Origin of the sequence: Streptomyces sp. NRRL S-37 (genome assembly GCF_000721605.1) — a bacterium.
Taxonomy (GTDB): domain Bacteria; phylum Actinomycetota; class Actinomycetes; order Streptomycetales; family Streptomycetaceae; genus Streptomyces.
On sequence record NZ_JOIZ01000001.1, the window covers coordinates 354,192 to 377,806 of the forward strand.

At 74.0% G+C, this 23,615-nt stretch carries 19 protein-coding genes and 1 pseudogene; 5 read left to right on the forward strand and 15 right to left on the reverse strand.

Going from position 1 to position 23,615, the window contains the following annotated elements; genetic code table 11:
- Positions 1 to 209 precede the first annotated feature (209 nt).
- The 5 genes from IH50_RS0101400 to IH50_RS0101420 form a co-directional block, all read right to left on the reverse strand.
- Complete coding sequence (locus IH50_RS0101400; RefSeq protein ID WP_158801136.1) at positions 210 to 902, reverse strand: hypothetical protein; 693 nt, start codon at positions 900 to 902, stop codon at positions 210 to 212.
- A gap of 11 nt (positions 903 to 913) precedes the next feature.
- Complete coding sequence (locus IH50_RS37330; RefSeq protein WP_158801138.1) at positions 914 to 4,228, reverse strand: CHAT domain-containing protein; 3,315 nt, start codon at positions 4,226 to 4,228, stop codon at positions 914 to 916.
- Between the two features lie 252 nt (positions 4,229 to 4,480).
- On the reverse strand, positions 4,481 to 6,352 hold the full coding sequence (locus tag IH50_RS0101410; protein WP_030856330.1) for a rhamnogalacturonan lyase: 1,872 nt from the start codon (positions 6,350 to 6,352) through the stop codon (positions 4,481 to 4,483).
- Positions 6,353 to 6,390: 38 nt separating this feature from the next.
- Positions 6,391 to 7,164 (reverse strand): class I SAM-dependent methyltransferase, encoded by a 774-nt coding sequence (locus IH50_RS0101415; protein ID WP_051767125.1) that lies wholly within the window; start codon positions 7,162 to 7,164, stop codon positions 6,391 to 6,393.
- Between the two features lie 5 nt (positions 7,165 to 7,169).
- Positions 7,170 to 7,475, reverse strand: a complete 306-nt coding sequence (locus tag IH50_RS0101420; protein ID WP_030856332.1) for a 4a-hydroxytetrahydrobiopterin dehydratase — start codon at positions 7,473 to 7,475, stop codon at positions 7,170 to 7,172.
- Positions 7,476 to 7,616: 141 nt separating this feature from the next.
- Between IH50_RS0101420 and IH50_RS42310 the strand changes: the two are divergent.
- From IH50_RS42310 to IH50_RS0101435, 3 genes and pseudogenes are all read left to right on the forward strand, one after another.
- Positions 7,617 to 7,799 (forward strand): annotated as a pseudogene (locus IH50_RS42310) (transcriptional regulator); the annotation flags it as partial.
- Between the two features lie 249 nt (positions 7,800 to 8,048).
- On the forward strand, positions 8,049 to 8,912 hold the full coding sequence (locus tag IH50_RS0101430; RefSeq protein ID WP_030856333.1) for a helix-turn-helix domain-containing protein: 864 nt from the start codon (positions 8,049 to 8,051) through the stop codon (positions 8,910 to 8,912).
- A gap of 55 nt (positions 8,913 to 8,967) precedes the next feature.
- A complete protein-coding gene (locus IH50_RS0101435; RefSeq protein WP_030856334.1) occupies positions 8,968 to 9,783 on the forward strand; it encodes an SAM-dependent methyltransferase in 816 nt (271 codons plus the stop codon).
- Between the two features lie 19 nt (positions 9,784 to 9,802).
- Here the strand turns inward: IH50_RS0101435 and dnaK are convergent, their stop codons facing one another.
- From dnaK to IH50_RS0101470, 7 genes are all read right to left on the reverse strand, one after another.
- Complete coding sequence (gene dnaK, locus IH50_RS0101440; RefSeq protein ID WP_030856335.1) at positions 9,803 to 11,674, reverse strand: molecular chaperone DnaK; 1,872 nt, start codon at positions 11,672 to 11,674, stop codon at positions 9,803 to 9,805.
- A 93-nt stretch (positions 11,675 to 11,767) separates the two neighbouring features.
- Positions 11,768 to 12,499, reverse strand: a complete 732-nt coding sequence (locus tag IH50_RS0101445) for a glycerophosphodiester phosphodiesterase family protein (RefSeq protein ID WP_030856336.1) — start codon at positions 12,497 to 12,499, stop codon at positions 11,768 to 11,770.
- Positions 12,500 to 12,579: 80 nt separating this feature from the next.
- On the reverse strand, positions 12,580 to 13,008 hold the full coding sequence (locus IH50_RS0101450; RefSeq protein ID WP_030856337.1) for an OsmC family protein: 429 nt from the start codon (positions 13,006 to 13,008) through the stop codon (positions 12,580 to 12,582).
- 97 nt (positions 13,009 to 13,105) lie between these two features.
- On the reverse strand, positions 13,106 to 14,908 hold the full coding sequence (locus IH50_RS0101455) for a DUF2201 family putative metallopeptidase (protein ID WP_030856338.1): 1,803 nt from the start codon (positions 14,906 to 14,908) through the stop codon (positions 13,106 to 13,108).
- Positions 14,905 to 15,966: an ATP-binding protein gene (locus IH50_RS0101460; RefSeq protein WP_030856339.1), complete on the reverse strand. Its 1,062-nt coding sequence runs from the start codon at positions 15,964 to 15,966 to the stop codon at positions 14,905 to 14,907. Before IH50_RS0101460 ends, IH50_RS0101455 begins: the two co-directional genes overlap by 4 nt.
- Positions 15,967 to 16,062: 96 nt before the next feature.
- Positions 16,063 to 18,084: a phage holin family protein gene (locus IH50_RS0101465; protein ID WP_030856340.1), complete on the reverse strand. Its 2,022-nt coding sequence runs from the start codon at positions 18,082 to 18,084 to the stop codon at positions 16,063 to 16,065.
- Between the two features lie 173 nt (positions 18,085 to 18,257).
- Entirely contained in the window at positions 18,258 to 18,659 is a 402-nt protein-coding gene (locus tag IH50_RS0101470; RefSeq protein ID WP_030856343.1) for a hypothetical protein, read from the reverse strand.
- Positions 18,660 to 18,742: 83 nt separating this feature from the next.
- On the opposite strand from IH50_RS0101470, the gene IH50_RS0101475 reads away from it, so the two are divergent.
- Together IH50_RS0101475 and IH50_RS0101480 are read left to right on the forward strand one after the other, a co-directional pair.
- On the forward strand, positions 18,743 to 19,516 hold the full coding sequence (locus IH50_RS0101475; protein ID WP_030856345.1) for an MBL fold metallo-hydrolase: 774 nt from the start codon (positions 18,743 to 18,745) through the stop codon (positions 19,514 to 19,516).
- 47 nt (positions 19,517 to 19,563) lie between these two features.
- Positions 19,564 to 20,187, forward strand: coding sequence for a DedA family protein (locus tag IH50_RS0101480; RefSeq protein ID WP_420708988.1), 624 nt, complete (start codon positions 19,564 to 19,566; stop codon positions 20,185 to 20,187).
- 26 nt (positions 20,188 to 20,213) lie between these two features.
- Here IH50_RS0101480 and IH50_RS0101485 read toward each other — a convergent pair whose 3' ends face one another.
- The 3 genes from IH50_RS0101485 to IH50_RS0101495 form a co-directional block, all read right to left on the reverse strand.
- Positions 20,214 to 21,461, reverse strand: a complete 1,248-nt coding sequence (locus IH50_RS0101485) for an aminotransferase class I/II-fold pyridoxal phosphate-dependent enzyme (RefSeq protein WP_030856349.1) — start codon at positions 21,459 to 21,461, stop codon at positions 20,214 to 20,216.
- Between the two features lie 197 nt (positions 21,462 to 21,658).
- Entirely contained in the window at positions 21,659 to 22,552 is an 894-nt protein-coding gene (locus IH50_RS0101490) for a hypothetical protein (protein ID WP_030856351.1), read from the reverse strand.
- Between the two features lie 141 nt (positions 22,553 to 22,693).
- Positions 22,694 to 23,488 carry an RNA polymerase sigma factor SigF gene (locus tag IH50_RS0101495; protein ID WP_030856353.1) on the reverse strand — a complete coding sequence of 265 codons (795 nt, stop codon included), beginning with the start codon at positions 23,486 to 23,488 and terminating at the stop codon, positions 22,694 to 22,696.
- Positions 23,489 to 23,615 lie beyond the last annotated feature (127 nt).

Consider the following 23,615-nt stretch of genomic DNA (forward strand, 5'->3'; position numbering starts at 1 on the left):
GCCCCGATGCGCGGACGGCCGGTTCACCGAGGCCGTGACCCGCGGCCCCTTCGCCCGCCCGTACCGGGTACGGGCGGGCGAAGGGGCCGGGGCCACCGAGCGGGCGGTGCCGTGCCGTTCTCCCGGGGCGTGAGCACCGCCGCCCCGGTGCCGCGGGAACGGCTCCCCCGGCCCGGGCCTGCCCGCCGTGCGGGGAGCGGACGGCGCTCCTACAGGTCCTCGAACGTGCCCTGGGCGTCCAGCCTCACCCTTCGGCGGCCGACGAGGGGCACGGTGCCGAGGGCTCCCCGGGCCGAGACGCCCGCGCGCAGGGTGGTGTGGAGGTGGGCCTGCGTGGCGCCGTCGGGCAGGCCGGCCAGAAGCCGCAGGGTGCGGTCGACGTGCAAAGGAGCCTCCCCGACCTGGAGGAAGTCCCACCAGGCCGCGGCGAACATGGGGCCGGACGAGGTGAGCCGGGGGAAGAACACGTCCTGTTCCCTGGCCCGTTCGACGGTGACCTCCGGTCCCAGGGGGACGGTCTCGATCTGAAGGGACAGGCCGCCGCCGTAGCGGGTGCTCACTCTGACCGGGTCGGTGGCCACCTCGTCCCTGGGACTGAGGTCCAGGACCGTGCCGTCACTGCCGGAGACGTCCACGCTCACCCTCACCCAGCGCAATCGGCACTCCGGGTGCCGGTGGGCGACACACCGCAGCGAGATGTCGACCGCGACCCCCTGGCCGTTGCCGAGCGGGTTCCAGGAGGCGGGCCCGGCGCGCAGGGCGAACCTGTTCTCCCGTGCCAGCAGCCTGACCGTCCGGTCCACGGCGGCCGGTTCGGCACGCTCTTCCAGCGCCGCTTCGTCGATGTCCATGGTGTAGTCGACGACGTGTTCGCCGGCCCCCGTGTCCTGTGCGTTTCCCACCCGTTCCTCCTTCATCGCCAGTCACCGGCGGCCACGAACGCGCCCCAGTGGTAGAAGTGCCGGCGGTGCGGTGGCGTGCCCGCCACGGCCCGTGCGGCGTGGTGGAGCGCGTCCGCGCAGCCGAAGCCCTCCGCCAGTTCCCGGTGGAACGCGGTGAGCAGCACGGCCGCGGACGTGTCCGCCACCTTCCACTGGCTCACCACGACCGACCTGCACCCGCCCAGGAACAGGGCGCGCGTGAGCCCCACCGGTTCGTCCCCGGTCCGCTGCTCGTTCACGCCTGTCTCGCAGCCGCTGAGCACCACGGTACCGGCCCCGACACGGCGGCCCACGAGGTCGGAGGCGCGCAGCACACCGTCGGCCATGTCCATGCCCCGTTCGAAGCCGTCCCCGGTCGAGAGGTGTCCGTGCCCCGCCAGATGCACCAGCGCGCACGCGTCGAGCGCGTCCAGTACACGCGCCGTCGTCACCTCGGCCCCCAGCCTCTCCCGGACCGAGAGGAGCCGGGCCACGGCTCCGGCCTCCTCGGCCGACCTCGGGAGGTCGGACCGCGAGTCACCGAAGACCGATCGCGCCCCCGCTCGTGTCCGCTCCCCCCGCGTCGTCCGGTTCAGGAGGTCGAGCAGCACGGCGCTGCTCGGGCTGTAACACACCGGATTGCGCAACAGCAGCGGCTCACCCGCGACGGGGAGTGTGTGCAGCGGCAGGTCGTGGAGGATTCCGTGCGGTACGAGGTACAGGATGTCCCCGGGTGAGAGCCAGTCGGCCAGGGGGGCGACGAGGGAGGAGAAGGAGTGCCAGTCGCGCTCCCCTCCGTCGGCGAGGTCCTGCATCATCAGGCGGACCCCGCCGGGGCGGCGGAAGTACTGGGCGGCGTAGCGGGACAACCGCGCGTGGTCGACCGCGACGGTCTCCACCCGCGGCGCGGCCCAGTCGGCGCGCAGGGCGAACAGCAAGGTTCCCGTCGGGCCGCACCGGTACTCGGCCACGACGATCCGCCGCCCGGCGGTGTGCCGCTCCTCCTCGCCGAGTGCGGCACGCAGCTCCTCGTAGGCCGGCGGCTCGACGGACCTGGCGCGCGCGTAGCCGGCCATCGGGCCCGTGCGCATCGTGGCCAGAAGTCCGTCGATCTCCCGGCGCAGGGCCAGTTCCTCCGCGTCGGTGGCCGCCGGCCGCTTCCGCAGGTCCTGTTCCCGCGCGAGTTCGGGGACCTGTCTCAGGACGGGTTCGGGGGGCGTGAGTTCACCGAGTCCGTCCAGCAGGGCCCGGGACTTGGACCGCTCGAGCCATCTCAGGGCCGTGGCCGCGTCGGCCCTGCGGTACCAGTGCAGTTCGAAACCGAGACGGTAGACCTCCGAGGTGTCGCCGGCCAGAGCGATGCGTACGTGCTGGGTCCGCAGTGCGGTCGTGTCCGCGGTCGCCGCTGCCGCCCGCAGCCGGTCGACCTCCCGGGCGGCCTCGTCGAGCAGGGTGTCCGCCCGGGACCAGTGGCGGGCGCGGTCCCTCTCGGTGGACGCGTAGCGGTCGCCCGTCTCCAGGGCGCAGATGCCGCGGTGGAACAGGACCCGCCAGATCTCCGGGCGCAGGCCCGCGGCGGCCAGCAGCCCCTGGACCTCGGCGAGGCGCCGGTCGGCGTCCTCGTACAGCGCGGCCCCACCGCCGTGGCGGGCCCTGTCCATCAGCACCAGGGCCTGGTAGCTGAGGGTGAAGGCCAGTTGGGGGCCGAGGCCGAGGGTCCGGCAGAGGTCCTCGGCCCGGCTCAGCGACGTCCCGCACTCCTCCCAGTCCTGGGTGAAGAAGGCCGCCTGCCCGCGCTGCTGGTGCACCGACACCAGGTGGACGCGGGCGTCCAGGGTCGTCAGGGGTTCCAGCAGCGCTGTGGCCCGGTCGAAGAGGCCGGCTGTCTCCTCGGGGGAGAGGAGCGTGGTCCCGCCGCGTCTGCGGGCCAGTACCGCCACCCACGCCTCGAGGGCCAGGCAGCGCGCCTCGTCCACGGGAAGACCCAATCGGCGGGCCGCGGCGGCACCCCGCTCCAGGTGGACGCGGGCCGCCGGTCCGTCGGAATCGGCCAGCAGACCGGCCAGTGACAGCGACACCTCGGGCAGCAGACCGGCCGGCGCCGGCCGGTCCCGCAGTTCACGGTCGATCTCCCGCAGCAGCAGCACGGCCTCGTCCCCGAGGCCCATCGCCGAGAGCACCGACGCGCGCACGACCGCCTGCCCGACGAACTCCCCCGCCTCCGAGGGACCCCGCCGTGCGGTGAGGAGGTCGGCGCGTCCGCGGTCGCCGGCCCGGAAGGCGGTGTCCGCCTCGCCGATCGCCCGCGCGTCGTCGGCGAGGGGATGCCCGATGAGCCGGGTCAGGGCGGCCGCCTCCTGATCGGCGTTCTTCCGCGCCTCCGCGTCGCCGTGGTGGATGTGCCACTGGGACAGCGCCTGCCACGCGGTCAGCTCCTGGGCCGGTACCCGCGCCTCCCGGAAACCGTTCGCGGCCTTCTCGGTGAGGGCGACTCCGTCGGGCACCCCGTGGTTCAGGCACAGGTGCCCCAGGGCCAGGTACGCCCGTGGTTCGCCGAGGCGGCCGCCGGCCGCGGTGATCCGCTCCGCCGCGTTCTCGAGCGCGGCCACGAGCGGCCCGGGCTCCCGTCCCCGCGGCTTCCCGAAGTCGGTGGCGAACCAGACCTCGAGGTCCAGTTCGGCCCGTGCGAACGCCGACTCGGCGGCCGACAGGCCGTCACCCCGCCGCTGCGCCGCTTCCAGGGCGGCCGCCAGCAGATCACGTGCCCGGGCGGGGTCGGCTCCCGGGTTCCCGCGCAGGAACGACGCGGCCCTGCGTACGGCCCGGTCGGCGTCGCCGGGCAGACCGGCGTCGCGGTAGGCGTCCGCCGCGGACTCCCACGCGTCGGCCACGGCCGTGCGCCGGCCGGGTTCCTGACCCGAGAGCAGGAACCGCAGTGCCAGTCCCTGCGCGCGGAGGTCACCGGCCAGCAGGCCCGGTGCCGAGGCCCCGCGGGCGGCGATCCGCTCGCAGTGCGCGACGAACGCGTCCAGCGCCCGGGGGGTGAGCGCCGCCCTGTTTCTGTAGACCTCGGTCAAGCGGCTCCACAGATCGGCGACGCCGTCCGGGGCGAATCGTCCCCGCGCGTCGTCGACCAGGGCGCCCGCCTCACGGATCAGGCCCTGCTCCAGCCGGCACCGGAGCAGGAGCGTCCACACCTCCTCGTCCCCGCCGTCCGGGACCGGCCGATGCGCGGCGTCTCCGACCGCTCCCACCAGTTCCGCGTACCGCTGCTGGTCGAGCAGCGCCCTCACCTCTGAGGCGTTCACGTGACTCCCCGTCGTTCCGGTCGTCCGCCGGGACCGCGGGGAGACGGTGCCGCCCTTCCCGGGCACACGCGCCACGGTCCGACCGTCCGAGCGGGGCAACGGACAGGAGAATGCCCTGTTCATCGGTCCCGGACGCCGGGAAACCGTCGTCCTACGCCCGCATCCGGCCCGATCACCCGCACGACGTACGTCAGGTGTACTAGGAAAGCCGGGCCGTGCCCGCTCGCGGACGACGGGTCCGCCTGCCGGACGTCAGGGCGTGAACACTGCCGGCCTCGGTGGTGTCGGCATGCCGGCGCCGATGAAGAAACCGGTGTGCGGGGGCTGGTTGTAGGCGGTGTTCTGCCAGGCCAGGGACGTGCGGTAGAGGGTGTCGTGGAGGAGGGTGGTGATGCGGCGGTCCGTGTCGTGGGGGGTGGAGTAGATGCGCAGGTTCTTGTTGTCGCCGGTGCGCCAGACGACCTCCTCGCGCCAGTCGCCCAGGATGTCACCGGACAGGACCGGGGTGGCCTTGGTGCCGTTGTTCGAGGAGACGCCCGAGCCGGTCAGCAGGCGGGTGTCGGAGGACGTGCCGTACTTGTCGATGTGGGTGCCGTCGAGGAGTTCGCGGACCGGGTCGCCGTCCCACCAGGAGAGGAAGTTGGTGGAGGAGGGCTTGCGGCCCTTGGTGCCGCCGCCCTCGTCGCGGATGCCGCCGTCGGAGGAGGACCACATCTCCGGTCCGGAGTTGCCGGACCAGATGTCCCCCGCGACTCCGCGGCCGTTGTCGCAGCAGGCGGAGAGCTTCCAGCGGACCGTGCCGTTCGCGGGGTCGATGTACAGCGCGGCGGGCTGGCTCGTGGACTCGGAGACCTTGTAGTACTCCAGGCCGGACGTCGACGGGTCGAGGTCGCCGAGGTGCTGGGCGTCGCCGTGGCCGGTCTTCGTGGTCCACAGGCCGTTGCCGTTGTCGTCGACGGCCATCGAGCCGTAGACGATCTCGTCCCGGCCGTCGTTGTCGACGTCCCCGACGGACAGGCTGTGCGAGCCCTGGCCGTCGTAGCCCTTGCCGCTGTTGGTGGAGGAGTTGGTGTCGAAGGTCCAGCGGCGGGTGAACCGGCCGTCCCGCCAGTCCCAGGCCGCGATCACCGTGCGCGTGTAGTAGCCGCGCGCCATGATCAGGGAGGGGCGGGCGCCGTCCAGGTAGGCGGTGCCGGCGAGGAAGCGGTCGACGCGGTTGCCGTAGGAGTCGCCCCAGGAGGAGACGGTGCCGCGGGCCGGGACGTAGTCGACGGTGCCCATCGCCCTGCCGGTCTGCCCGTCGAACATGGTCAGGTACTCGGGGCCGGACAGGACGTATCCGCCGGTGTTGCGGTGGTCGGCGGAGGAGCTGCCGATGACCGCGCCGGTGCCGTCCTTGGTGCCGTCGGCGGTCTTCATGGCGACCTCGGCCCTGCCGTCGCCGTCGTAGTCGTACACCTGGAACTGCGTGTAGTGGGCGCCGGAGCGGATGTTGCGGCCCAGGTCGATGCGCCACAGCCGGGTGCCGTCCAGTTTGATGCCGTCGACGATCGTGTTGCCGGTGTAGCCGGACTGGGAGTTGTCCTTGGCGTTGGTGGGCTGCCACTTGAGCACGATGTCGAGGGCGCCGTCGCCGTCGAGGTCGCCGACGGAGGCGTCGTTGGCCTCGTAGGTGTAGGAGACGCCGTCGGGGGTGGTGCCGCCGGACGGCGGGCTGATCGGTACGTCCTTGTAGCCGGCGCGGAACTGGATCGCGTGCACCGAGTCGCCCTGCTCGGTGCCGTTCACCACCGCGCGGACGGTGTAGTCGGCGTGGGAGGGCGCACCGGAGTGGAAGTAGGTGGTGGTGCCGGTGATCGGACTGGAGTTGACCTTGGTGCCGGCCCGGTAGACGTTGAAGGCGACGCCGTCCGGGTCGGTGCCGAGCCAGCGCCAGCTGACCAGGTTGCCGCTGCCGGTGTACACGCTGACGACGCCGCGGTCCAGCTTCTCGACCTGCCGTGCGGTGGCGGCCTCGGCGGGCGCGTCCGACAGCGCGGTCAGACCGGCGCCGGCCAGCGCCGCCACGGCGAGCGCCGCGGGAAGGGCGACACGGCGTCTGCGGTGCCTGTGGGGGTGGGTCACGGGACGGACCTCCTGGGAGGACGGATGGGTTCCGCCCCTCAGTCGCCGCCGGGACGCTCCAGGTTGCCGTCCTTCCGCTTCCGGTACGCCCGGAGGCGGAACACGGGGTCCGGGCGGGGCCGGTCCTGGTCCGGGAGTGCCGCCAGCCGGGCGGCGAACTCCTCGGCGACCGGCTCTCCGGGCGGCAGGGTGACGAACCAGCCGCGCCGCAGGTCCGCGATGGTGCGGCGAGGGCTGCGGCCCTGTCCGTGGCCCCGGAAGCGGGCCTCCCCCGCGGGCAGCAGACCGTGCGCGGCGGCGCAGGCGTCGACGGCGTCGGGGTCGTCGGGGACCGGGCTGCGCGGACGGGCCGCGAGGACCGCGTCGATGTCGCTGCCGACGTTGTGCGAGGCACCCTTGTGGACGGTGGTGACGTACACCCCGCCGGGCCGCAGCACGCGGGCGCACTCGGCGACGACCGCCCGTACGGCCTCGGGCCCCGGCAACAGGTGCAGCAGCCACACACTGGCCACGGCGTCGAACCGGGCGTCCCCGAAGGGCAGCCGGCGGCTGTCCGCGCGGACCACCGCGCCCGGCAGACGGGCGACGGCCATCCGGGTCATCGCCTCGGAGAGGTCGGCGCCGGTCACCCGCAGACCGGCACGGGCGGCGGCCAGCCGCCGGGTCACGATGCCGGTGCCGCACGCCACGTCCAGCAGCTCCCGCGCCGACGCCGGTACCAGGCTCAGCACGGCCTCCGCGGCCGCCGCCGCCCGGGGCTCCCCGCCGCGCAGGACGTCGTACCGTTCCGCTTCCTCGTCGTAGTCCAGCACGCGCCTCAGTGTGCACCGTGACCGGGGGCCAGGTCCTCCACCCTGCGGGCGAGCTCGAAATCCTTCTCGGTGACGGCGCCGCCCGCGCTGTGGGTGTGCACGGACAGGGTCACCGTGTCGTAGCCGAGGGTGAGGTCGGAGTGGTGGTCGAGCTCCTCCTGCACCTGGGCGATGTGGACGACCATCGCCGTCGCCGCGACGTGCGAGCCGAGCCGGTAGGCGCGGGTGAGCCGGTCACCGTCGAGCGACCATCCCGGCAGCCCGGCCAGCCGCTCCTCGGTCTCCTTCTGCGACAGCGGTTCGACAGGCATGGGCTGCGCTCCTTCGCCGGTTCGGGTCTCGTGGTCCCGTGATCTCGTGCGGGACTCCCAGGCTGCCACAGAAGGTTCCCCGGGGCCCCGCCGGAAGCGGGCGGCGCCCCGGTACGGCCGTTTCTCGATCACCGTCCTGGCATGACCACTGTCACGTCCGGTACCGCTTCCCGCACCGGGGGCGCGGGTCCGCTGCCGCGCGCCTGGCGGGAGCGCAACGCGCTGCTGCCGGCGGCCGGTTACGCGCCGTACCGCCCGAAGACCCCGCTGGACGATCCCGCGCTGGAGGTGGTGCGCGACGGCATCGAGCGGCTGATCAATGGACGTGGCCGTCACCGAGCCGGCCGTGGAGACCCTGCTCCCGGCGGACCCGGCGGACCCGGCGACGGCCGAGTACCTCCGGTCCTGGCTGATCTGACGCTGCGTCCTCCGCGGGGGCCGGGTCGACCGTCTCTCGGGTCGTGCGGCGGGACCGGAGGACCAGTGAAACAGGGCGGTCACCTGCGACTCGTGAGAGTGTCGGAAGAACATGACAGACTGAGCGCATGCCCGGGCGCGTTGGGGAGGCGTGGCGTGAGTGAGCGGCGGGCCGCACCCACCGTGGGCCAGGTGGTTCTGGGAAGGCGGCTGCAGGAACTGAGGGAGGCCGCGGGCCTCTCGCGGGAGGAGGCCGCCCGCGTCCTGCGGGTGGCGCCCGCGACCGTACGGCGGATGGAGACCGCCGAGGTCGCGCTGAAGATCCCGTACGTCCAGCTGCTGCTGAGCGCCTACGGGGTGCCCGAGGCCGAGTCGGCCGCGTTCGTCGAGCTCACCGAGGAGGCGAACCGGCCGGGCTGGTGGCAGCGGTACGGCGACGTGCTGCCCGAGTGGTTCAGCATGTACGTGAGCCTGGAGGGCGCCGCCCGTATCATCCGCTCCTACGAGCCGCACTTCGTGCCGGGGCTGCTGCAGACCGAGGGGTACGCGCGCGCCGTGCTGGAGGCCGGGACGATCGGGACCATCGGACCCGACGTGGTCGAGCGGCACGTGGCGCTGCGCATGGAGCGCCAGCGGCTGCTGGAGCGCCCCGATCCGCCGCACCTGTGGGTGCTGATGGAGGAGACGGTGCTGCGGCGTCCGGTGAGCGTCGACGGCCGGGTGATGCGCGACCAGCTCGACAAGCTCCTGGAGTACTCCGCGCGGGACCGGATCACGCTGCAGATCGCCGAGTTCGCGGACGGCCCGCACCCGGGGACGTACGCGCCGTTCTCGCTGTTCCGGTTCGCCGAGCCGGAGCTGCCGGACATGGTGTTCACCGAGTATCTGACCGGTGCCCTGTACCTGGACTCCCGCAAGGAGGTGTCGGCGCACCTGGAGGTCCTGGACCACATGACGGCGCGGGCGGCCTCGGCACAACGCACCGAGAAACTGCTGCGGGAGTGCCGCGAGCACTACTGAGCCGCGCGCCCGAGCAGGCCTTCACATCCTTTCGACCCTGAGGAGAAGACCGCCCATGACCGGATCCGGCACCGCGCCCGCCCCCATCGACACCAGCCGGCCGCATCCGGCCCGGGTCTACGACTGGTGGCTCGGCGGCAAGGACAACTACCCGGTGGACGAGGAGCTGGCGCGGAGGATCCTCGCGGCGGACGGCACGGTGTTACGCGGGGCGCGGGCCAACCGCCGGTTCATGCACCGGGCCGTGCGCACCGTCGCCGAGGCGGGGATACGCCAGTTCCTGGACATCGGCACGGGCATCCCCACGGAGCCCAATCTGCACCAGGTGGCGCAGGGCGTCGCCGCGGAGTCCCGGGTGGTGTACGCGGACAACGACCCGATCGTGCTGCGGCACGCCGAGGCACTGCTGCACGGCACCGCCGAGGGCAGCACGCGGTACGTGCACGCCGATGTGCGGGACGCGGACACGCTGCTGCGCCGGGCCGCCGGGTCGCTGGACCTCGGCCGGCCCGTGGCGCTGTCGCTGGTGGCGCTGACCCACTACCTGGACGACGACCCGGACGGCGACGACGTGTACGGCCTGCTGGAGCGGTACACGGCCGCGCTCGCGCCGGGCAGCTACCTGATCCTCTCCCAGGTCACACCCGATCTGAGCCCCGAGGCCGTCGGGCAGGCCGCCGAGCACTTCCGGCGCGGCGGTACGCCCTTCCACCCGCGCTCGCTGGCCGCGTTCTCCCGCTTCTTCACCGGCCTCGAACTGCTGGGCCCGGGGGTGATCCCAGTGCACGGGTGGCGTCCGGAGGCGGAGGACGTGGCGGCGCAGGCGGAGGGCATCGTGCCGGTGTACGCGGGGGTCGCCCGCAAGCCCTGACCGGTGCGGCGTACGGCGGTCAGGCCGCGCCGTCCTCGCGCCGGCCGGTGTCCTTGTCGTCGTCGACGATCTCCGCGTCGACGACGCCGTCGTCCTGCGGCGAGGTGTGCTGTGCGGTGCCCTCCGAGGGGGTCTGCTGGGCCTGCGCGTACATCGCCTGGCCCATCTTCTGGCTGACGGAGGCGAGTTTCTCGACGGCGGCGCGCAGCGCGGCCGTGTCGGAGGACTCCTGCTCCAGCAGCCGCTTCACCTCCGTGACGGCCGACTCGACCTCGGCCCTGGTCTCGCCGGGCACCTTGTCGCCGTTGTCCCGCAGGAACCGCTCGGTCTGGTAGGCGAGTTGTTCGGCCTGGTTGCGGGTCTCGGCGGCCTCGCGGCGTTTGCGGTCCTCCTCGGCGTACTGTTCGGCGTCGCGCATCATGCGGTCGATGTCGTCCTTGGGGAGGGCCGAGCCGCCGGTGACGGTCATCTTCTGTTCGCGTCCGGTGGCGAGGTCCTTGGCGGAGACGTGCATGATCCCGTTGGCGTCGATGTCGAAGGCCACCTCGATCTGCGGGACGCCGCGCGGGGCCGGGGGCAGGCCGGTGAGGTCGAAGACGCCGAGCTTCTTGTTGTAGGCGGCGATCTCGCGTTCACCCTGGTAGACCTGGATGCCGACCGAGGGCTGGTTGTCGGTGGCGGTGGTGAAGATCTCCGAACGCCGGGTGGGAATGGTGGTGTTGCGTTCGATCAGCTTGGTCATGATGCCGCCCTTGGTCTCGATGCCCAGGGACAGCGGGGTGACGTCGAGGAGGAGCACGTCCTTGACGTCGCCGCGCAGGACGCCCGCCTGGAGGGCTGCGCCGAGGGCCACGACCTCGTCGGGGTTGACGCCCTTGTGCGGCTCCTTGCCGGTGAGTTCGCGGACCAGGTCGGTGACGGCGGGCATCCGGGTGGAGCCGCCGACCAGGATGACGTGGTCGATGGCGGAGAGCTGCACGCCGGCGTCCTTGACGGCCTGGTGGAAGGGCTTCTTGCAGCGCTCCAGGAGGTCCTCGGTGAGTTCCTGGAACTGGGCGCGGGTGAGCTTCTCGTCGAGGTGCAGGGGGCCTTCGGCGGAGGCGGTGATGTAGGGCAGGTTGACGGTGGTCTCGGTGGACGAGGACAGCTCGATCTTCGCCTTCTCTGCGGCCTCCCGCAGCCGCTGCACCGCCATCCTGTCCTGTGTCAGGTCGACGCCGTACTGCCCCTTGAAGCGTTTGGCGAGGTACTCGACGACGCGCTGGTCCCAGTCGTCGCCGCCGAGGTGGGTGTCGCCGTTGGTGGCCTTCACCTCGATGACGCCCTCACCGATGTCGAGCAGCGACACGTCGAAGGTGCCGCCGCCCAGGTCGAAGACGAGGACGGTGTGGTCGTTCTCCTTGTCCAGGCCGTACGCCAGGGCCGCCGCCGTGGGCTCGTTGATGATCCTGAGCACCTTCAGGCCGGCGATCTCCCCGGCCTCCTTGGTGGCCTGCCGCTGGGTGTCGTCGAAGTACGCCGGTACGGTGATGACCGCGTCGGTGACGTCCTCGCCGAGGTAGGACTCGGCGTCCCGGCGCAGCTTCTGCAGCACCCGGGCGGACAGTTCCTGCGCCGTGTAGCGGGTGCCGTCGACGGAGCCCTGCCCGGGGAAGCGCCAGTCCGCGTCGCCCATGTACCGCTTGACCGAGCGGGCGGTGCGGTCGACGTTCGTCACGGCCTGCCGTTTGGCGACCTCGCCGATCAGTACCTCGCCGTTCTTGGCGAAGGCCACCACCGAGGGGGTGGTCCGGGCGCCCTCCGCGTTGGCGATGACGGTGGGCTCACCGCCCTCCAGCACCGCCACCACCGAGTTCGTGGTTCCCAGGTCGATTCCGACCGCACGTCCCATCGCTGTCCCCTTCCGTCAGGGCACCTCTCCGGACTTCCAGCACAAAACTTGAGCGGCTTGTTGTCAATAGTTTGAGCGGATGGTTGTCAATGGTCAACGGGAGAGGTGATCGCGCAGGGCCACGGCACGGCGGGGACGGTCGGTGATCAGCACGTCCACGCGCGGATCGCCGAGGAAGCCGCGCAGTGCCGCGTCCTCGTTGACCGTCCACACCATGGTGAACAGTCCGCCCCGCGCCGCCTCGCGCAGCACGCCGGCGCGGGCCAGGCGCCAGTGCGCGGCGACGCCGTGGGCGCCGCAGGCGCGGACGCGGCGCATCGGCAGCAGCTCGCCGATCCGGGTCCGCACCAGCCGGCCCCGGCCGATGTCCTTGCCGTCCCGGCCGAGGGACAGCACGGTGCGCACGCGCGGGCGGGCGGCGGTGAGGGCGGCGACGGAGCGGTCCTCGAGGGTGGTGGCGACGAGTCCGTCCTCGCCGAGCAGGGCGACCGCGCGGTCGATCAGCTCCCGCTCGTGGCCGGTCTCCTTGAGGTCCAGATGGGCGACGAGCTTCCCGGCGACCAGCTCCATGACCTCGTCCACGACGGGCACGGGGTATCCGGCGCGGTCGTTCAGCTCGGCGTGGGTGAGCGCGGCCAGCGGCGGACCGGTGCGGCCTGCGCGGGCATCGTGGTGGACGACGAAGACCCCGTCCGCCGTGCGCCGTACGTCGAACTCGACGTACTCCGCGCCGGACGCGAGCGCGTCCTGGTACGCCTCCCAGGTCGCGGGGGCGGCGCGTTCGGATCCTCCCCGGTGGGCGGAGACGGCGGGGCGTGGCGTCATGGTGGTCGGCTCCGGGAGGTGACGTGCCGCAGGCCGCCCCGGGAGGGGGCGGCCTGCGGTGGTGCGGTGCGGCGGGCGGGTCAGGCGAGCTTCGCCGTCAGGGTGATGTTCGTGCCCTTCAGGGCCTGACTGACGGGGCAGTTCACCTTGGCGTCCTCGGCGGCGGCGACGAAACCGGCCTCGTCCAGGCCGGGGACGGTGCCCTCGACGGTGAGGTGGATGCCGGTGATGCCCTCACCGGGCACGAAGGTGACGTCGGCGGAGGTGGTCAGCTTGGTCGGCGGGGTGCCGGCCTTGTCGAGACCGTTGGAGAGGGCCATCGAGAAGCAGCTGGAGTGCGCGGCGGCGATCAGCTCCTCCGGGCTGGTCTTCCCGTTCGCCTCCTCGGCCCGCGAGGCCCAGGTGACCGGCTGCTCGGCGATGCTGCCGGAGGAGTCGAAGGCGACGACCCCGCTGCCCTTGAAGAGACTGCCTTCCCAAACGGTGTGTGCGGAGCGCGTGGCTGCCATGACGCATCCTTTCGAAATGTCCGGCCGTGTGTCCGGCGGTGCTCGGTCCGGGCGCCCGGATCACCGGGTGCCCGCCCCTATCCGATCACATCACGGCTCAACTCACCCGGAAGACGGGCCCCCTCGCGGTGAACGGCAGCCGCGCGCCCTGCGGGATCAGATAGGCGTGCTCGCGCCGGACCCGCAGGACGTCGTCGCACCAGCCGTCGGTGATGACCAGGATCGGCGCGGTGGCGGGGAAGTCGTCGGCGCGCTGGAGGAAGTCGATGCCGGGCTGGAGGACGGTGCCGCCCCGGCCGCGCACCCGGACCCGCCCGGCGATCTCGGTGACCGGCAGGTAGCCGGCGTCGTGCGGTGCCGCGTCACAGAACACCACGCGGGCGGCCGGTACGTCGCGGGCCTCGGCGTAGGAGGCGATGGCGCCGAGCGCCTTGCCGAGCAGGACCCGGTCCATGGAGCCGGAGGTGTCCAGGACCACGCCGAAGGTGCAGCGGGCGACCTCCTCGGGCGGGAAGTACCGCCCGGCGCGCGGGATGTCCGGGGTGGACGCCTGGCGCCGGGAGGGACGCGCGTACGACCGGAGCGGTTCGGGGCGCGGCACGAACTCGTCGAACCAGCGGGCGAGGCGGGCGTCCCAGGGCACCGGGGGATGGCTGAGCGCGCGGATCTCCTGGACCAGGCCGGCGGGCAGGAGGCCGCGCTCCTGCCGGTCGTGCAGGTCCAGGCCCTGGGCGAGGCCCCGGCGGTAGAAGCCGTCGAGGTCGACGTGGTCGCGGGGCGGGCCGAGGGGGCCGCCGAGGACGTCGCCGAGGCCCTTGCCGCGCAGGGTGGAGAAGCGCCGCATGCGGCGCAGGTCGCCGGTGATGCGGTCGTAGACCTCCTCGGCGGACAGACCGGCGAGCTCCTTGTCGTACAGCAGGCCCTCGGGCATGGTGCCGACCCGCATCTCCTCCAGCCAGCCGTTGATGACGAAGTCGCAGGCCACGTTGAAGAGATAGGGGTCGCGGCCGCCGCAGCGGTCGCCGTGGCGCAGGGCGGCGTGCAGCATCTCGTGGGCGAGGACGAACCGCCACTCCTCGTCGTCGAGCCGCCGCAGCGGGTTGACGTAGATCTCGCCGGCCTCGGCGTCGACGGCGGCGATGGAAATACCGTGCGCGCGGGCGAGTTCGGCGTCGGCGACGAGGGTGATGCCGGAGGCGATCCCGCCGAGCAGGGGGTAGGAGGAGACGAACCAGCTCAGCGCCCGCTCCCAGGGGCGTCGCGGGGCCGGCTTGCCGTCCAGGCTGTCGCGGCGGCCGGCCGCCATGTCCATCGCGGCGGACACGGTGCGGGTGAGGGCGGTGGCGAACGCGAGCTGGTGGTCCGGCGGCTGCCCGTACCAGCCGTACCACTCCTGGAGGAAGAGGTCCGCCTCGCCGCCCGCCGTACCGCAGCGCTCGTACACGGCCGGCACCCCGTCCCGGCGCCAGCGGGCGGCGAGCCGCTCCTCGTCACCGTCGGGGTAGGCGGCGGGCAGGTGGTCGGGGGCCGTGCCGATGGGGAAGCCGAGCAGGAAGCGGTTGACGACCACGCAGCGGGCGGCGAGCTCGCAGCGGTCCGGCTGCTCGCGCGTGCCCGCGGCGGCCGGGACGTGGCCGAAGCCGAGGTGGAGGACGGCGTGCGCGAGGGCCCACGCCCAGGCGTCCGGTTCGGCCATGCGGTCCGGGTGGGCGTGCAGGACGGCCTCGGAGTCCACGCGCACCAGTCCGTCGCGGGGGGCGAGCGCGCAGTTCTCCTTGCGGCAGACGTCGAACTCGACGGCGGCCAGCGCGGGGTTGGCCCGCACCAGCCGCAGCCCCGCGTCGAACGCCTCCTGCGCGAGGTCCCGCTTCTTCGGCCCCTTCGTCCGGGCGCGGCTCACCGGCGCGCCTCCACCAGCCGGGGCATGTCGCGGGCCGCCTCGACGAGGAACCAGGACGGCAGGACCGGGTTGCCGTCGCCGTCGGGGGCGATGACGGTCTGGGCGACCTCGACGGAGATCTCGGCGAGCTGCACCAGCAGCGCCTTGGCGCGGTACGCGGTCTGGCGGCCGTTCGCCGACATGTGCTCCTTGGTGGCCGGGAGTTCCTTGACGAGGCGCCCGCGGAACGACTCGGCGAGGTAGTAGAGCAGGTCGCGGTCGTCCAGGCGGTGCGGCCAGCGGGCCTCGCCCTTGATGACGGCGTCGATGCCGAAGCGGCTGCGCACGATCTTGACGTAGCCGCAGAAGGCGGTGGCGTGCGCGGGGGTGAGCGTGCCGTGCGCGAGCACCTTCAGGGTGTCCTCGTCGAGGTCCCGGCCGAAGGAGTGGAGCGCGTCGGAGAGCATGTGCCAGGAGCGGGGCGTGGAGAACGGCTCCTCGGTCTTCGGCGGCTTGGACCACAGGTGGTCGGGGCGGTCGGTGAGGTGGTCGGTGATCCACGGGTGGATGCCGTTGTTCGCCGCCCACACCAGCCAGTCGGCGGGGGACGCCTCCAGGTGGACGTGGGTGAGGCGGTTGACGAGCGCGGAGGCGATGGGGCGGGCGAGCGCGTTGTCGGTGGCGCGGTTGCCGGCGCCGATGACGATGGAGCCCTTGGGCAGCTCGTAGTCGCCGATGCGGCGGTCCAGGATCAGCGAGTAGAACGCCTTCTGCACGTCCGGGGTGGCCGCGTTGAGCTCGTCCAGGAACAGGCAGTACGGCTCGTCGCGGGCGATCGCCTCCGGCGGGCAGAACACCGAGCGGCCGTTCCGGATCTGGGGCACACCGATGAGGTCCTCGGGGGCGAGCTGGGTGCCCAGCAGACTCACGCACTCCAGCCCCAGTGACTCGGCGAACTCCCTGACCAGGGAGGACTTGCCGATACCGGGTGCTCCCCAGAGGAACACCGGCCGCACGGTCGCGAGACCGAGCAGCAGTTCCGGGATGCGGGCGGGGGTGACGGTGACGGCTGCCTGCACGCAGGGGCTCCTGGGGTGCGGGGAAGGGGTGGACACGCCCAGTGTGGGTCGCGGCGATCGCCCGCGCAGCCGAATTTCCGGCGCCCGGCGGTGCGGTCAGGCCGCGCGTTCCCGGTCCGGCTCCGCCGGCACGTCCGCCTGGTCCGACTCGGTCAGCCAGCGGCGCAGCACCCGGTGGATCTGTTCGGCGCCGGTGAGGTCCGTTCCGTCGGGGACGGGCGCGGACAGGGCGAGGGGGGAGAGCAGGAAGGGGCGGGACTGGGCGCCGCCGAGGCCGCCGTGGGAGCCGATCTGCTCCTCGAAGGCGAGGACCTCCCCGTCGGCGGGGTCGTGGAAGGAGTTGACCATGATGTCGGCGGTGTGCGGGAAGGTGTGGGTGCGGCGCACGGCGTCGGCGGCGCCGGGGCCGAACGCGGCCAGCGGGCCGGGGTTGTCGTCCAGCTCGTCCAGCGGTATCTCCGCGCCGTACGCGCCGAGGACGACCCCGCCGTGGCGTTCGCTGCGGACGAGGAGGAAGCCGATGCCGGGGTGGTTGGCGAGGGTCGCGAGGAGCGCGGGGTGGCGGGCGTCGATCTCCTCCTTGGTCATCCGGTGCGGCACGTCCGGGAAGGAGACCAGGCCCAGGTTGCCGGAGGCGAGCACGACCGGTTCGGAGCCGCGCGAGGGGCGGTACTGCCCGGTGCCCTCCTCGACGGGCCGGCGCAGCGCCGCGCGGACGGCGGCGCGGGCCTCGGCGCCGCTGTGGGTGCGCCCGGCGCGGCGCGGCACGGGCAGTCCGCAGCCGGCCCGCACCAGGTCGCCGAGGGTGAGGCCGTAGCGGGAGCGGAAGGTCTCGCCGGGGCTCTGTCCGTGGTCGGAGAGGACGACGATCCGGTAGGGGCGGGGGGCGTGCTCGGCGACGTTCTCGATCAGGGCGAGGGCGCGGTCGAGGCGCTGGAGGACCTTCTCGGTGTCCCGGCCGGTGGGACCGGAGTGGTGGGCGACCTCGTCGTAGGCGACCAGGTCGGCGTAGACGGCGGTGCGGCCGGCCAGCAGGTCGCCCGTCACGGCGGCGACGACGACGTCCCGTTCGACGACGGTCGCGAAGGCCCGGACGAAGGGGTAGAGGCCGCCGCGCGAGACGCGCGGGCGCTGGTCCCGGAACCGGGCCCGGGTGGACTGGCCGATCTCCCGGCCCACCTCGGCGACGAAGGACAGCGCGGTGCGCACGGCGTTGGCGGGGTCGGAGAAGTAGGCGAAGTAGCCCGCGCGGGAGCGGGCCGCCGGGCCGCGGCGGCGGGTGGCGATGGAGAGCACCAGGGCCTGTTCGTCGGCACCGCCGCTGAAGAGGTTGCCGCGGCTGGCGCCGTCGTGGGCCAGCAGTCCGGCGTGGCCGGAGTACTCGATGGCGCGGGCCTGGAGTTCGGCGGCGCTGGTGGGCCGGTTGCAGACCATGACCTCGCGGCGGGCCTTCTCGTACCAGCGGAAGGCGGGGACGTCGTGGTTGCTGCCGTGCAGGATGCCGAGCTGGCTGGCGCCGGTCTGGCTGGACCAGTCGGTGCGCCAGGGGGTGAGGCGGTGGGAGGGGCGGTCGCCGCCGCTGCCGGTGCCCAGCCAGCGGGCGACGGTGGGCATCAGTCCCTTGTCGACGGCGGCCAGCAGCACGTCGTGGCCGACGCCGTCGAGTTGCAGGAACACGGTGCCGGGGGTGGCGGGGCAGGGCGGGGCGGAGCCCCGTCTGCGGTCGGCGAGGCGGTAGAGGCGGCGGCGGTAGGCGTCGTCGTCGCGTACGGCCAGGGCGGCGCCGGTGGCGGAGGCGACGGCGGACATCACGGCGGCGACCACGACCGCCGTCTCCGGGGCCGCGGTGCCGCGTTCGACCGGAGTGACGTGCAGCGCCAGCCACAGCAGGGCGCCGTTGAGGAAGAACACCAGCAGGCCCAGGACGAGCGCCGGCACGAGCAGCAGCAGACGCACCAGCAGCGGCCAGACCAGGGCGGAGAGCAGACCGAAGGCGCCGGCGCCGAAAGCGGCGGTGACCGCGATGTCCGTGGCGCTGTCGCCGTCGGCCGAGCGCAGCCGGAAGTCGGGCAGGATGCCCGCGAGCAGCAGCATGGTGAGGGTGGAGACCGCCCACACGGCGACACTCCGCCCGATCTGACTGGCGACCCGTCGCCACCGCCCGCCACCCACGCCCCGCGCACCTCACGTCCCGGCCGACCTGGCCCTTCCCCACCCTGTCACAACGGCCGGACGGGGCGTTTCGTCCCCGGTCGCGCGGGCCGTCCCCGGTCGCGCGGGCCGTCCGCGGCTCAGCGGCCGTCGTACCCGGCCGTCGGCAGCGACAGCCGCCGGTGCACGCGGGCCTTCATCTCCGCGTCGTACGACGGTTCCGCGCGGCCGATCGTCTCCACGCGCACCCCGCGCCGCGCGCACTCCCGCGTGAACTCCTCCACGGAGGACAGCGCGCGTTCCAGTACCCGCAGGCTGGGCGCCACGAACAGATCGGCCCCGGGCCGCACCCCGTCCCACAGCACACCGTGGTCGGGCCGCAGTCCCCGTACGAGGAGTTCCCGGGCCACCACATAGCCGTGCTCGGCGGCCCAGCGGGCGCACATGGCGTGCTGGCCACGGGAGTCCACCAGGAAGGGATCGGCGTCCAGTTCCTCCAGCGGCGTCAGACTCGCGATCGCCGTCACCCGCACCGGCCCCATGGCGCCCCCTCACCTCCGGTTTTCGCCGCCGACCCTACTCCTGCGCGTAGGCTTCGGGGAGTCGCGCGAAGGGGGCGGAAGAGGTGCCGGTGGAGGTCACCTGGTGGGGTCACGCCACCTGCACGATCGAGGACTCGCACACCCGTGTGCTCACCGACCCCCTGTTCGCCCGCCGGCTCGCGCATCTGCGGCGCCGGCGCGGTGCGGTGCCGCCGGCCGAGGCCCGGCACGCGGACGTGGCCCTGGTCTCCCATCTGCACGCCGACCATCTGCACCTGCCGTCGCTGGCCCGGCTCGCCCCGGGTACGCGCCTGCTCGTGCCCCGGGGCGCACCACGCGCGGTGCCGGGGCTGCGCCGGCTCACGCATCTCGCGGTGAGCGAGGTGGCGCCCGGCGATGTGACGCGGGTCGGCGGACTGGTCGTACGGGCCGTGCCCGCGCGGCACGACGGGCGGCGGCTGCCGGTCGGGCCGCACCGCTCCCCCGCCCTCGGCTACGTCCTGGAGGGCGAGGCGCGGACGTACTTCGCCGGGGACACCGGTCTGTTCGACGAGATGGCCAAGGAGGTCGGGCCGGTCGACGTGGCGCTGCTCCCGGTGGGCGGCTGGGGTCCGTACCTGGGCGAGGGCCATCTGGACGCGGGGCGCGCGGCCGAGGCGCTGGCCCGGCTGGGGGCGTCCAGCGCGGTGCCGGTGCACTACGGCACGTACTGGCCGGTCGGGATGGACGCCGTGCGCCCGCACGAGTTCCACGCGCCGGGGCACGAGTTCGAGCGGCAGGCGGCCCGGCACGCGCCCGGCGCGTCGGTGCACCGGCTGGAGCACGGAGAGCGCGTGCGCCTGGAGGTCGCGCGGTGATCCTTCCCGCCGCCCTGGGCCTGCCGGCCGGCGCGTCCCTGTCGTCGGTGGCCGCGTCGGCCTCCGTACCGGTCGTGGCGCCCGAGTTCACCCAGCAGGCCGTCGGCTATCCCTCGCTGTTCCTGCTGGTGCTGATCGGCGCGCTGGTGCCGGTGGTGCCGACGGGCGCGCTGGTCAGTTCGGCGGCCGTGGTCGCCTTCCACCGGGCGGCGCCGCTCTCGATGGCGCTGGTGTTCGTGACGGCGTCCCTGGCGGCGTTCCTCGGGGACATCGCGCTGTACTGGCTGGGGCGGCGCGGGATGAGGTCGAGGAACGGCTCCCGCTGGCTGGAGGCGATCCGGGAGCGCGCCCCGGAGGACCGGCTGGCGCAGGCGCAGCACAAGCTCGCCGACCACGGGGTGGCGGTGCTGGTGCTGTCCCGGCTGGTCCCGGCCGGGCGGCTGCCGGTGATGCTGGCCTGTCTGGTCGCGAAGTGGCCGGTGCGGCGCTTCGTGCGGGGCAATCTGCCGGCCTGTCTGGCCTGGGCGGCGACGTACCAGCTGATCGGGGTGCTCGGCGGTTCGCTGTTCGACCGGCCGTGGCAGGGCGTCCTGGCGGCGATCGTGCTGACGGTGCTGATCAGTGTGGCCCCGGGGCTGTGGCGGCGACTGCGGGGAACGGCCACCGGGTGAGATCCCGGGGGCGGCCCGGGCCCGCTTCACCGGGGGGACTCCCCTCGTCCGGCGTCGTCGCGGAGTTCACCGAGGACCGCTGTCAGTCTGCTCAGCGCGTGTCGTACCCGCGGCAGTTCCAGGGGCGCGGGTGACGTCAGGCCCTCCGCGCGCAGTGCCGGGGTGTCGCCCAGCAGCGGGGCGGTGGACAGCCGTACGCGCGGTGCCTCGAGGTCGTCGCCGAAGCGGTGGCCGCCCGGTGCGGGCATGCCGAGCCGGGTGGTGAGGAAGTCCTCCAGCTCCTGGGCGTCACCGATGCCGTGCGCGCGGAGCGCGGGGGCCAGGGGGGCGAGGTCGACGTACAGGTGCCGGCCGCAGCAGGGGGGCCGGGCGAGGGCGCCCGCGGCGACGACGGCGTGGTGCGCGGCGGCGGCCACGCGCGCGTGCAGGCGTACGGCGGCGGCGACACGCTCGGTGACCGGCCCGGGTTCGGACAGCGCGTACACCGCGGCGGCGGCGACGGGGGAGGCGACGCGCGCGTCGAGCGCGGTGAGCACGTCGAGCACGCGCGCGTGGAGCGCGTTCCCGTCCTCGCCGGCCGGGAAGCGGGCCACCGCCGCCGGCCAGCCCGGCGGGAGCAGGGCGCCGGCCAGGTCGGTGACGACGGTGACCCGGTCGGGCAGCATCTCGGCGGGGCTGAGCAGCACGGTGCCGTGCGGGTCGTGCAGGGTGTCGCGCCAGGTCTCGTCGCTGACCAGGTGCAGCCCCTCGCCGACGGCGGCCTCCAGGGTCTCGTGCAGCAGCTCGGGCGGGGTGACGCCGGCGGTGGGGTCGTCGGCGACGGAGAGCACCAGCAGGCGCGGGTCGCCGCCCTCGGCCCGCAGCCGGCGCACGGTCTCCAGCAGGGCGTACGGGTCGGGGACGCCGCCGCCCTCCGCCGGGGTCGGCACATGGAAGGCGGGGCGGCCGAGCAGGCGGGCGTAGGGGGCCCACCAGGCGGGGCAGGGCCGGGGCACCAGGACGTCGCCGCCGAGGGCGGCGGTCAGCGCCACCAGCAGGGCGGGGGCGCCGGGGGCGACGGCCACCCGGTCGGGAGCGGCGGGCAGTCCGCGCCGGTCGCCGTACCCGCAGGCCGCGTCCAGCAGGGCGGGCCCGCCGCCGACCGGTTCGGCGTCGGCGCGGGAGGCCGCGGCGGCGAGCACGGCGGACAGCTCGGGCAGGACGGGCAGCCCGTCCTCGGGGAGCGCCGGCCCGAACCGGACGGGGCCGTGGCCTTCCGGATCCGTCCGCCGCATCCCTACCTCCACGCGGTCCCCCGGCGCCGTGCCCGGCGCCGGCTCGTGTTCCGGGTCCTGTCGTCACGTCCTTGCCGTCCGCCCGGAAGGCGGGCGGGGACCGGACGACGGGCCCACGCCAGTCAGTACCCAGCGTGCCGCGCGCCATGGGTGCCGGGTGGAACGCGCCGTTCCCACGCGGCGCGGGGCGGCCGGTGTCAGCCGTCCGCGCGGGTGGTGCGGTCGCGGTACACGCGGTGCGCGGCGGCGCCGAACGCGCCCGCGATCAGCAGCCCGCCGGCGGCCAGCGCGGGCACGGAGTCGGTGAAGGCACCGCCCGCGCCGGCGTGGACGCCCTGGTGCGCGGGGGCGGTGGGGCAGGGGGTGTCTTTCGGGTCGGTGGGCCGGGACCCGGTGGGCCCAGGCCTCAGGGCCTTCGGTTCGACGGCCTCCGGGGCGGCCGGGCCGCTTTCCTGGGGAGCGGGGATCTCCGCCCCGAAGCCGGGTCCGGCGCCGGTGCCGACGTCGGCGTCGGACTCGGCATCGGTGCCGGACTCGGTATCCGGTCCGGCACCGAACTCGGCTTCGGGCTCGAATTCGTCCAGCGCCGTGCGCTTCGGTACGACCGCCTCGGACCCGGCGGGGGCGCTTTCCTGGGGAGCGGGGATCTCCGCCCCGAAGCCGGGTCCGGCGCCGGCATCGGCATCGGCATCGGCATCGGCATCAGCATCGGCATCGGCATCGGCATCGGCATCGGCATCGAGCTCAGCATCAAGTCCGGCATCCGGCTCGGTACCGAACTCGGTGTCGAGTCCGGCGTCCGGCCCGGCATCGGACTCGGCGTCCGGTCCGGCGTCGAGCGCGGCGTCGAACCCGGATGCGGGCTCGTCCGGCGCCGTGCGCTTCGGTAGGACCGTCTCGGGCCCGGCGGGGGCGAGGGCGGTGTCCGGTTCCCACGCGTGCCCCTCCGGCCGCGGACAGGGCGAGGGGGAGGTGGTGCCCCAGGAGGCCCCGTCGTCCGGAACGGTGCCCGCCGACGCGGCCGGTGCGAGCGCCGCGAGGGCGGCACCGGTGGCGGCGGCGAGGGACAGGGCACGGGCGGTGCGGCGCATGGTGCGGGCTCCTTCGAGCGACGGCGGGGGCACGGCGTTCGGTCACGCCCCACAGCCATCACAGCCCCATCGCCGCCGCGCCGCCCGCCGCCGGACACCATTGGCGGGACCGGACGCACCCGGGCGGGTGAAGGGCCCGCGCTACGCCTCCCCGTCCCGCATGACCTGTTCCCGTACCCGGCCGCAGCAGCGGCTGATCAGGCGGGAGACGTGCATCTGCGAGATGCCCAGCTCCTCGGCGATGCCGCTCTGCGTCATGTCGCCGAAGAACCTCATGTAGAGGATGGCCCGCTCCCGCTCGGGCAGCGCGGCCAGCCGTTCCTTGACGGCCTCGCGGTCGATGACGGTGTCCAGCGCCGGGTCGGGCGCGCCGAGCACGTCGCCGAGCGAGCAGCCGTCGTCGCTGCCGGGCAGCTCGGCGTCCAGGGACAGCGCGGAGAAGCTCTCCAGCGCCTCCTGTCCGGTGCGGACGTCCTTCTCGCTCAGACCGGCGTGCTCGGCGATCTCGGCCACGGTCGGCCGGCGGCCGGAGGTGGTCCGGGACAGGTCCTGGGAGGCGTGCCGGACACGGTTGCGCAGCTCCTGGACCCGGCGCGGCACGTGCAGGGTCCACATGTGGTCGCGGAAGTGCCGTTTGATCTCGCCGGTGACGGTCGGTACGGCGTAGCTCTCGAACGCGTTGCCCAGCCCGGGGTCGTACCGGTCGACGGCCTTGACCAGGCCGAGCGCGGCGACCTGGCGCAGGTCGTCGAGGTTCTCTCCGCGGCTGCGGAAGCGTCCGGCGAGGCGGTCGGCCATGGGCAGCCAGGCCTCGACGATCTCGTGACGGAGCGCGTCCCGCTCCGGGCCCGGGGGCAGTGCGGCGAGTTCGCGGAAGGCGGCCGCGGTGTCGGGGGCGTCGTCGTGCGGGTGTTTCGCGGTCGCTCGGGTCGGCATGGTGCGTCGCAGCTCCCTCGGGGCCGGGTCCTGTCGTCGCGTTCCCGGCGTCCGCCCGAGAGGGGGCGGACGCGGCGGCGTCCGGTGCGCACGGTCGTGAAGCGCCGAAGCACCCTCGACGGGGGGC

What these genes read in the sequence shown, in the direction of transcription:
- IH50_RS0101420 (WP_030856332.1), bottom strand. Translation starts at nt 7,475, where the DNA reads ATGCCTGTCGAACCGCTGTCGCAGAAGGAGACCGAGGAGCGGCTGGCC.
- IH50_RS0101435 (WP_030856334.1), top strand. Translation starts at nt 8,968, where the DNA reads ATGACCGGATCCGGCACCGCGCCCGCCCCCATCGACACCAGCCGGCCG.
- dnaK (WP_030856335.1), bottom strand. Translation starts at nt 11,674, where the DNA reads ATGGGACGTGCGGTCGGAATCGACCTGGGAACCACGAACTCGGTGGTG.
- IH50_RS0101445 (WP_030856336.1), bottom strand. Translation starts at nt 12,499, where the DNA reads ATGACGCCACGCCCCGCCGTCTCCGCCCACCGGGGAGGATCCGAACGC.
- IH50_RS0101450 (WP_030856337.1), bottom strand. Translation starts at nt 13,008, where the DNA reads ATGGCAGCCACGCGCTCCGCACACACCGTTTGGGAAGGCAGTCTCTTC.
- IH50_RS0101470 (WP_030856343.1), bottom strand. Translation starts at nt 18,659, where the DNA reads ATGGGGCCGGTGCGGGTGACGGCGATCGCGAGTCTGACGCCGCTGGAG.
- IH50_RS0101485 (WP_030856349.1), bottom strand. Translation starts at nt 21,461, where the DNA reads ATGCGGCGGACGGATCCGGAAGGCCACGGCCCCGTCCGGTTCGGGCCG.
- IH50_RS0101490 (WP_030856351.1), bottom strand. Translation starts at nt 22,552, where the DNA reads ATGCGCCGCACCGCCCGTGCCCTGTCCCTCGCCGCCGCCACCGGTGCC.
- IH50_RS0101495 (WP_030856353.1), bottom strand. Translation starts at nt 23,488, where the DNA reads ATGCCGACCCGAGCGACCGCGAAACACCCGCACGACGACGCCCCCGAC.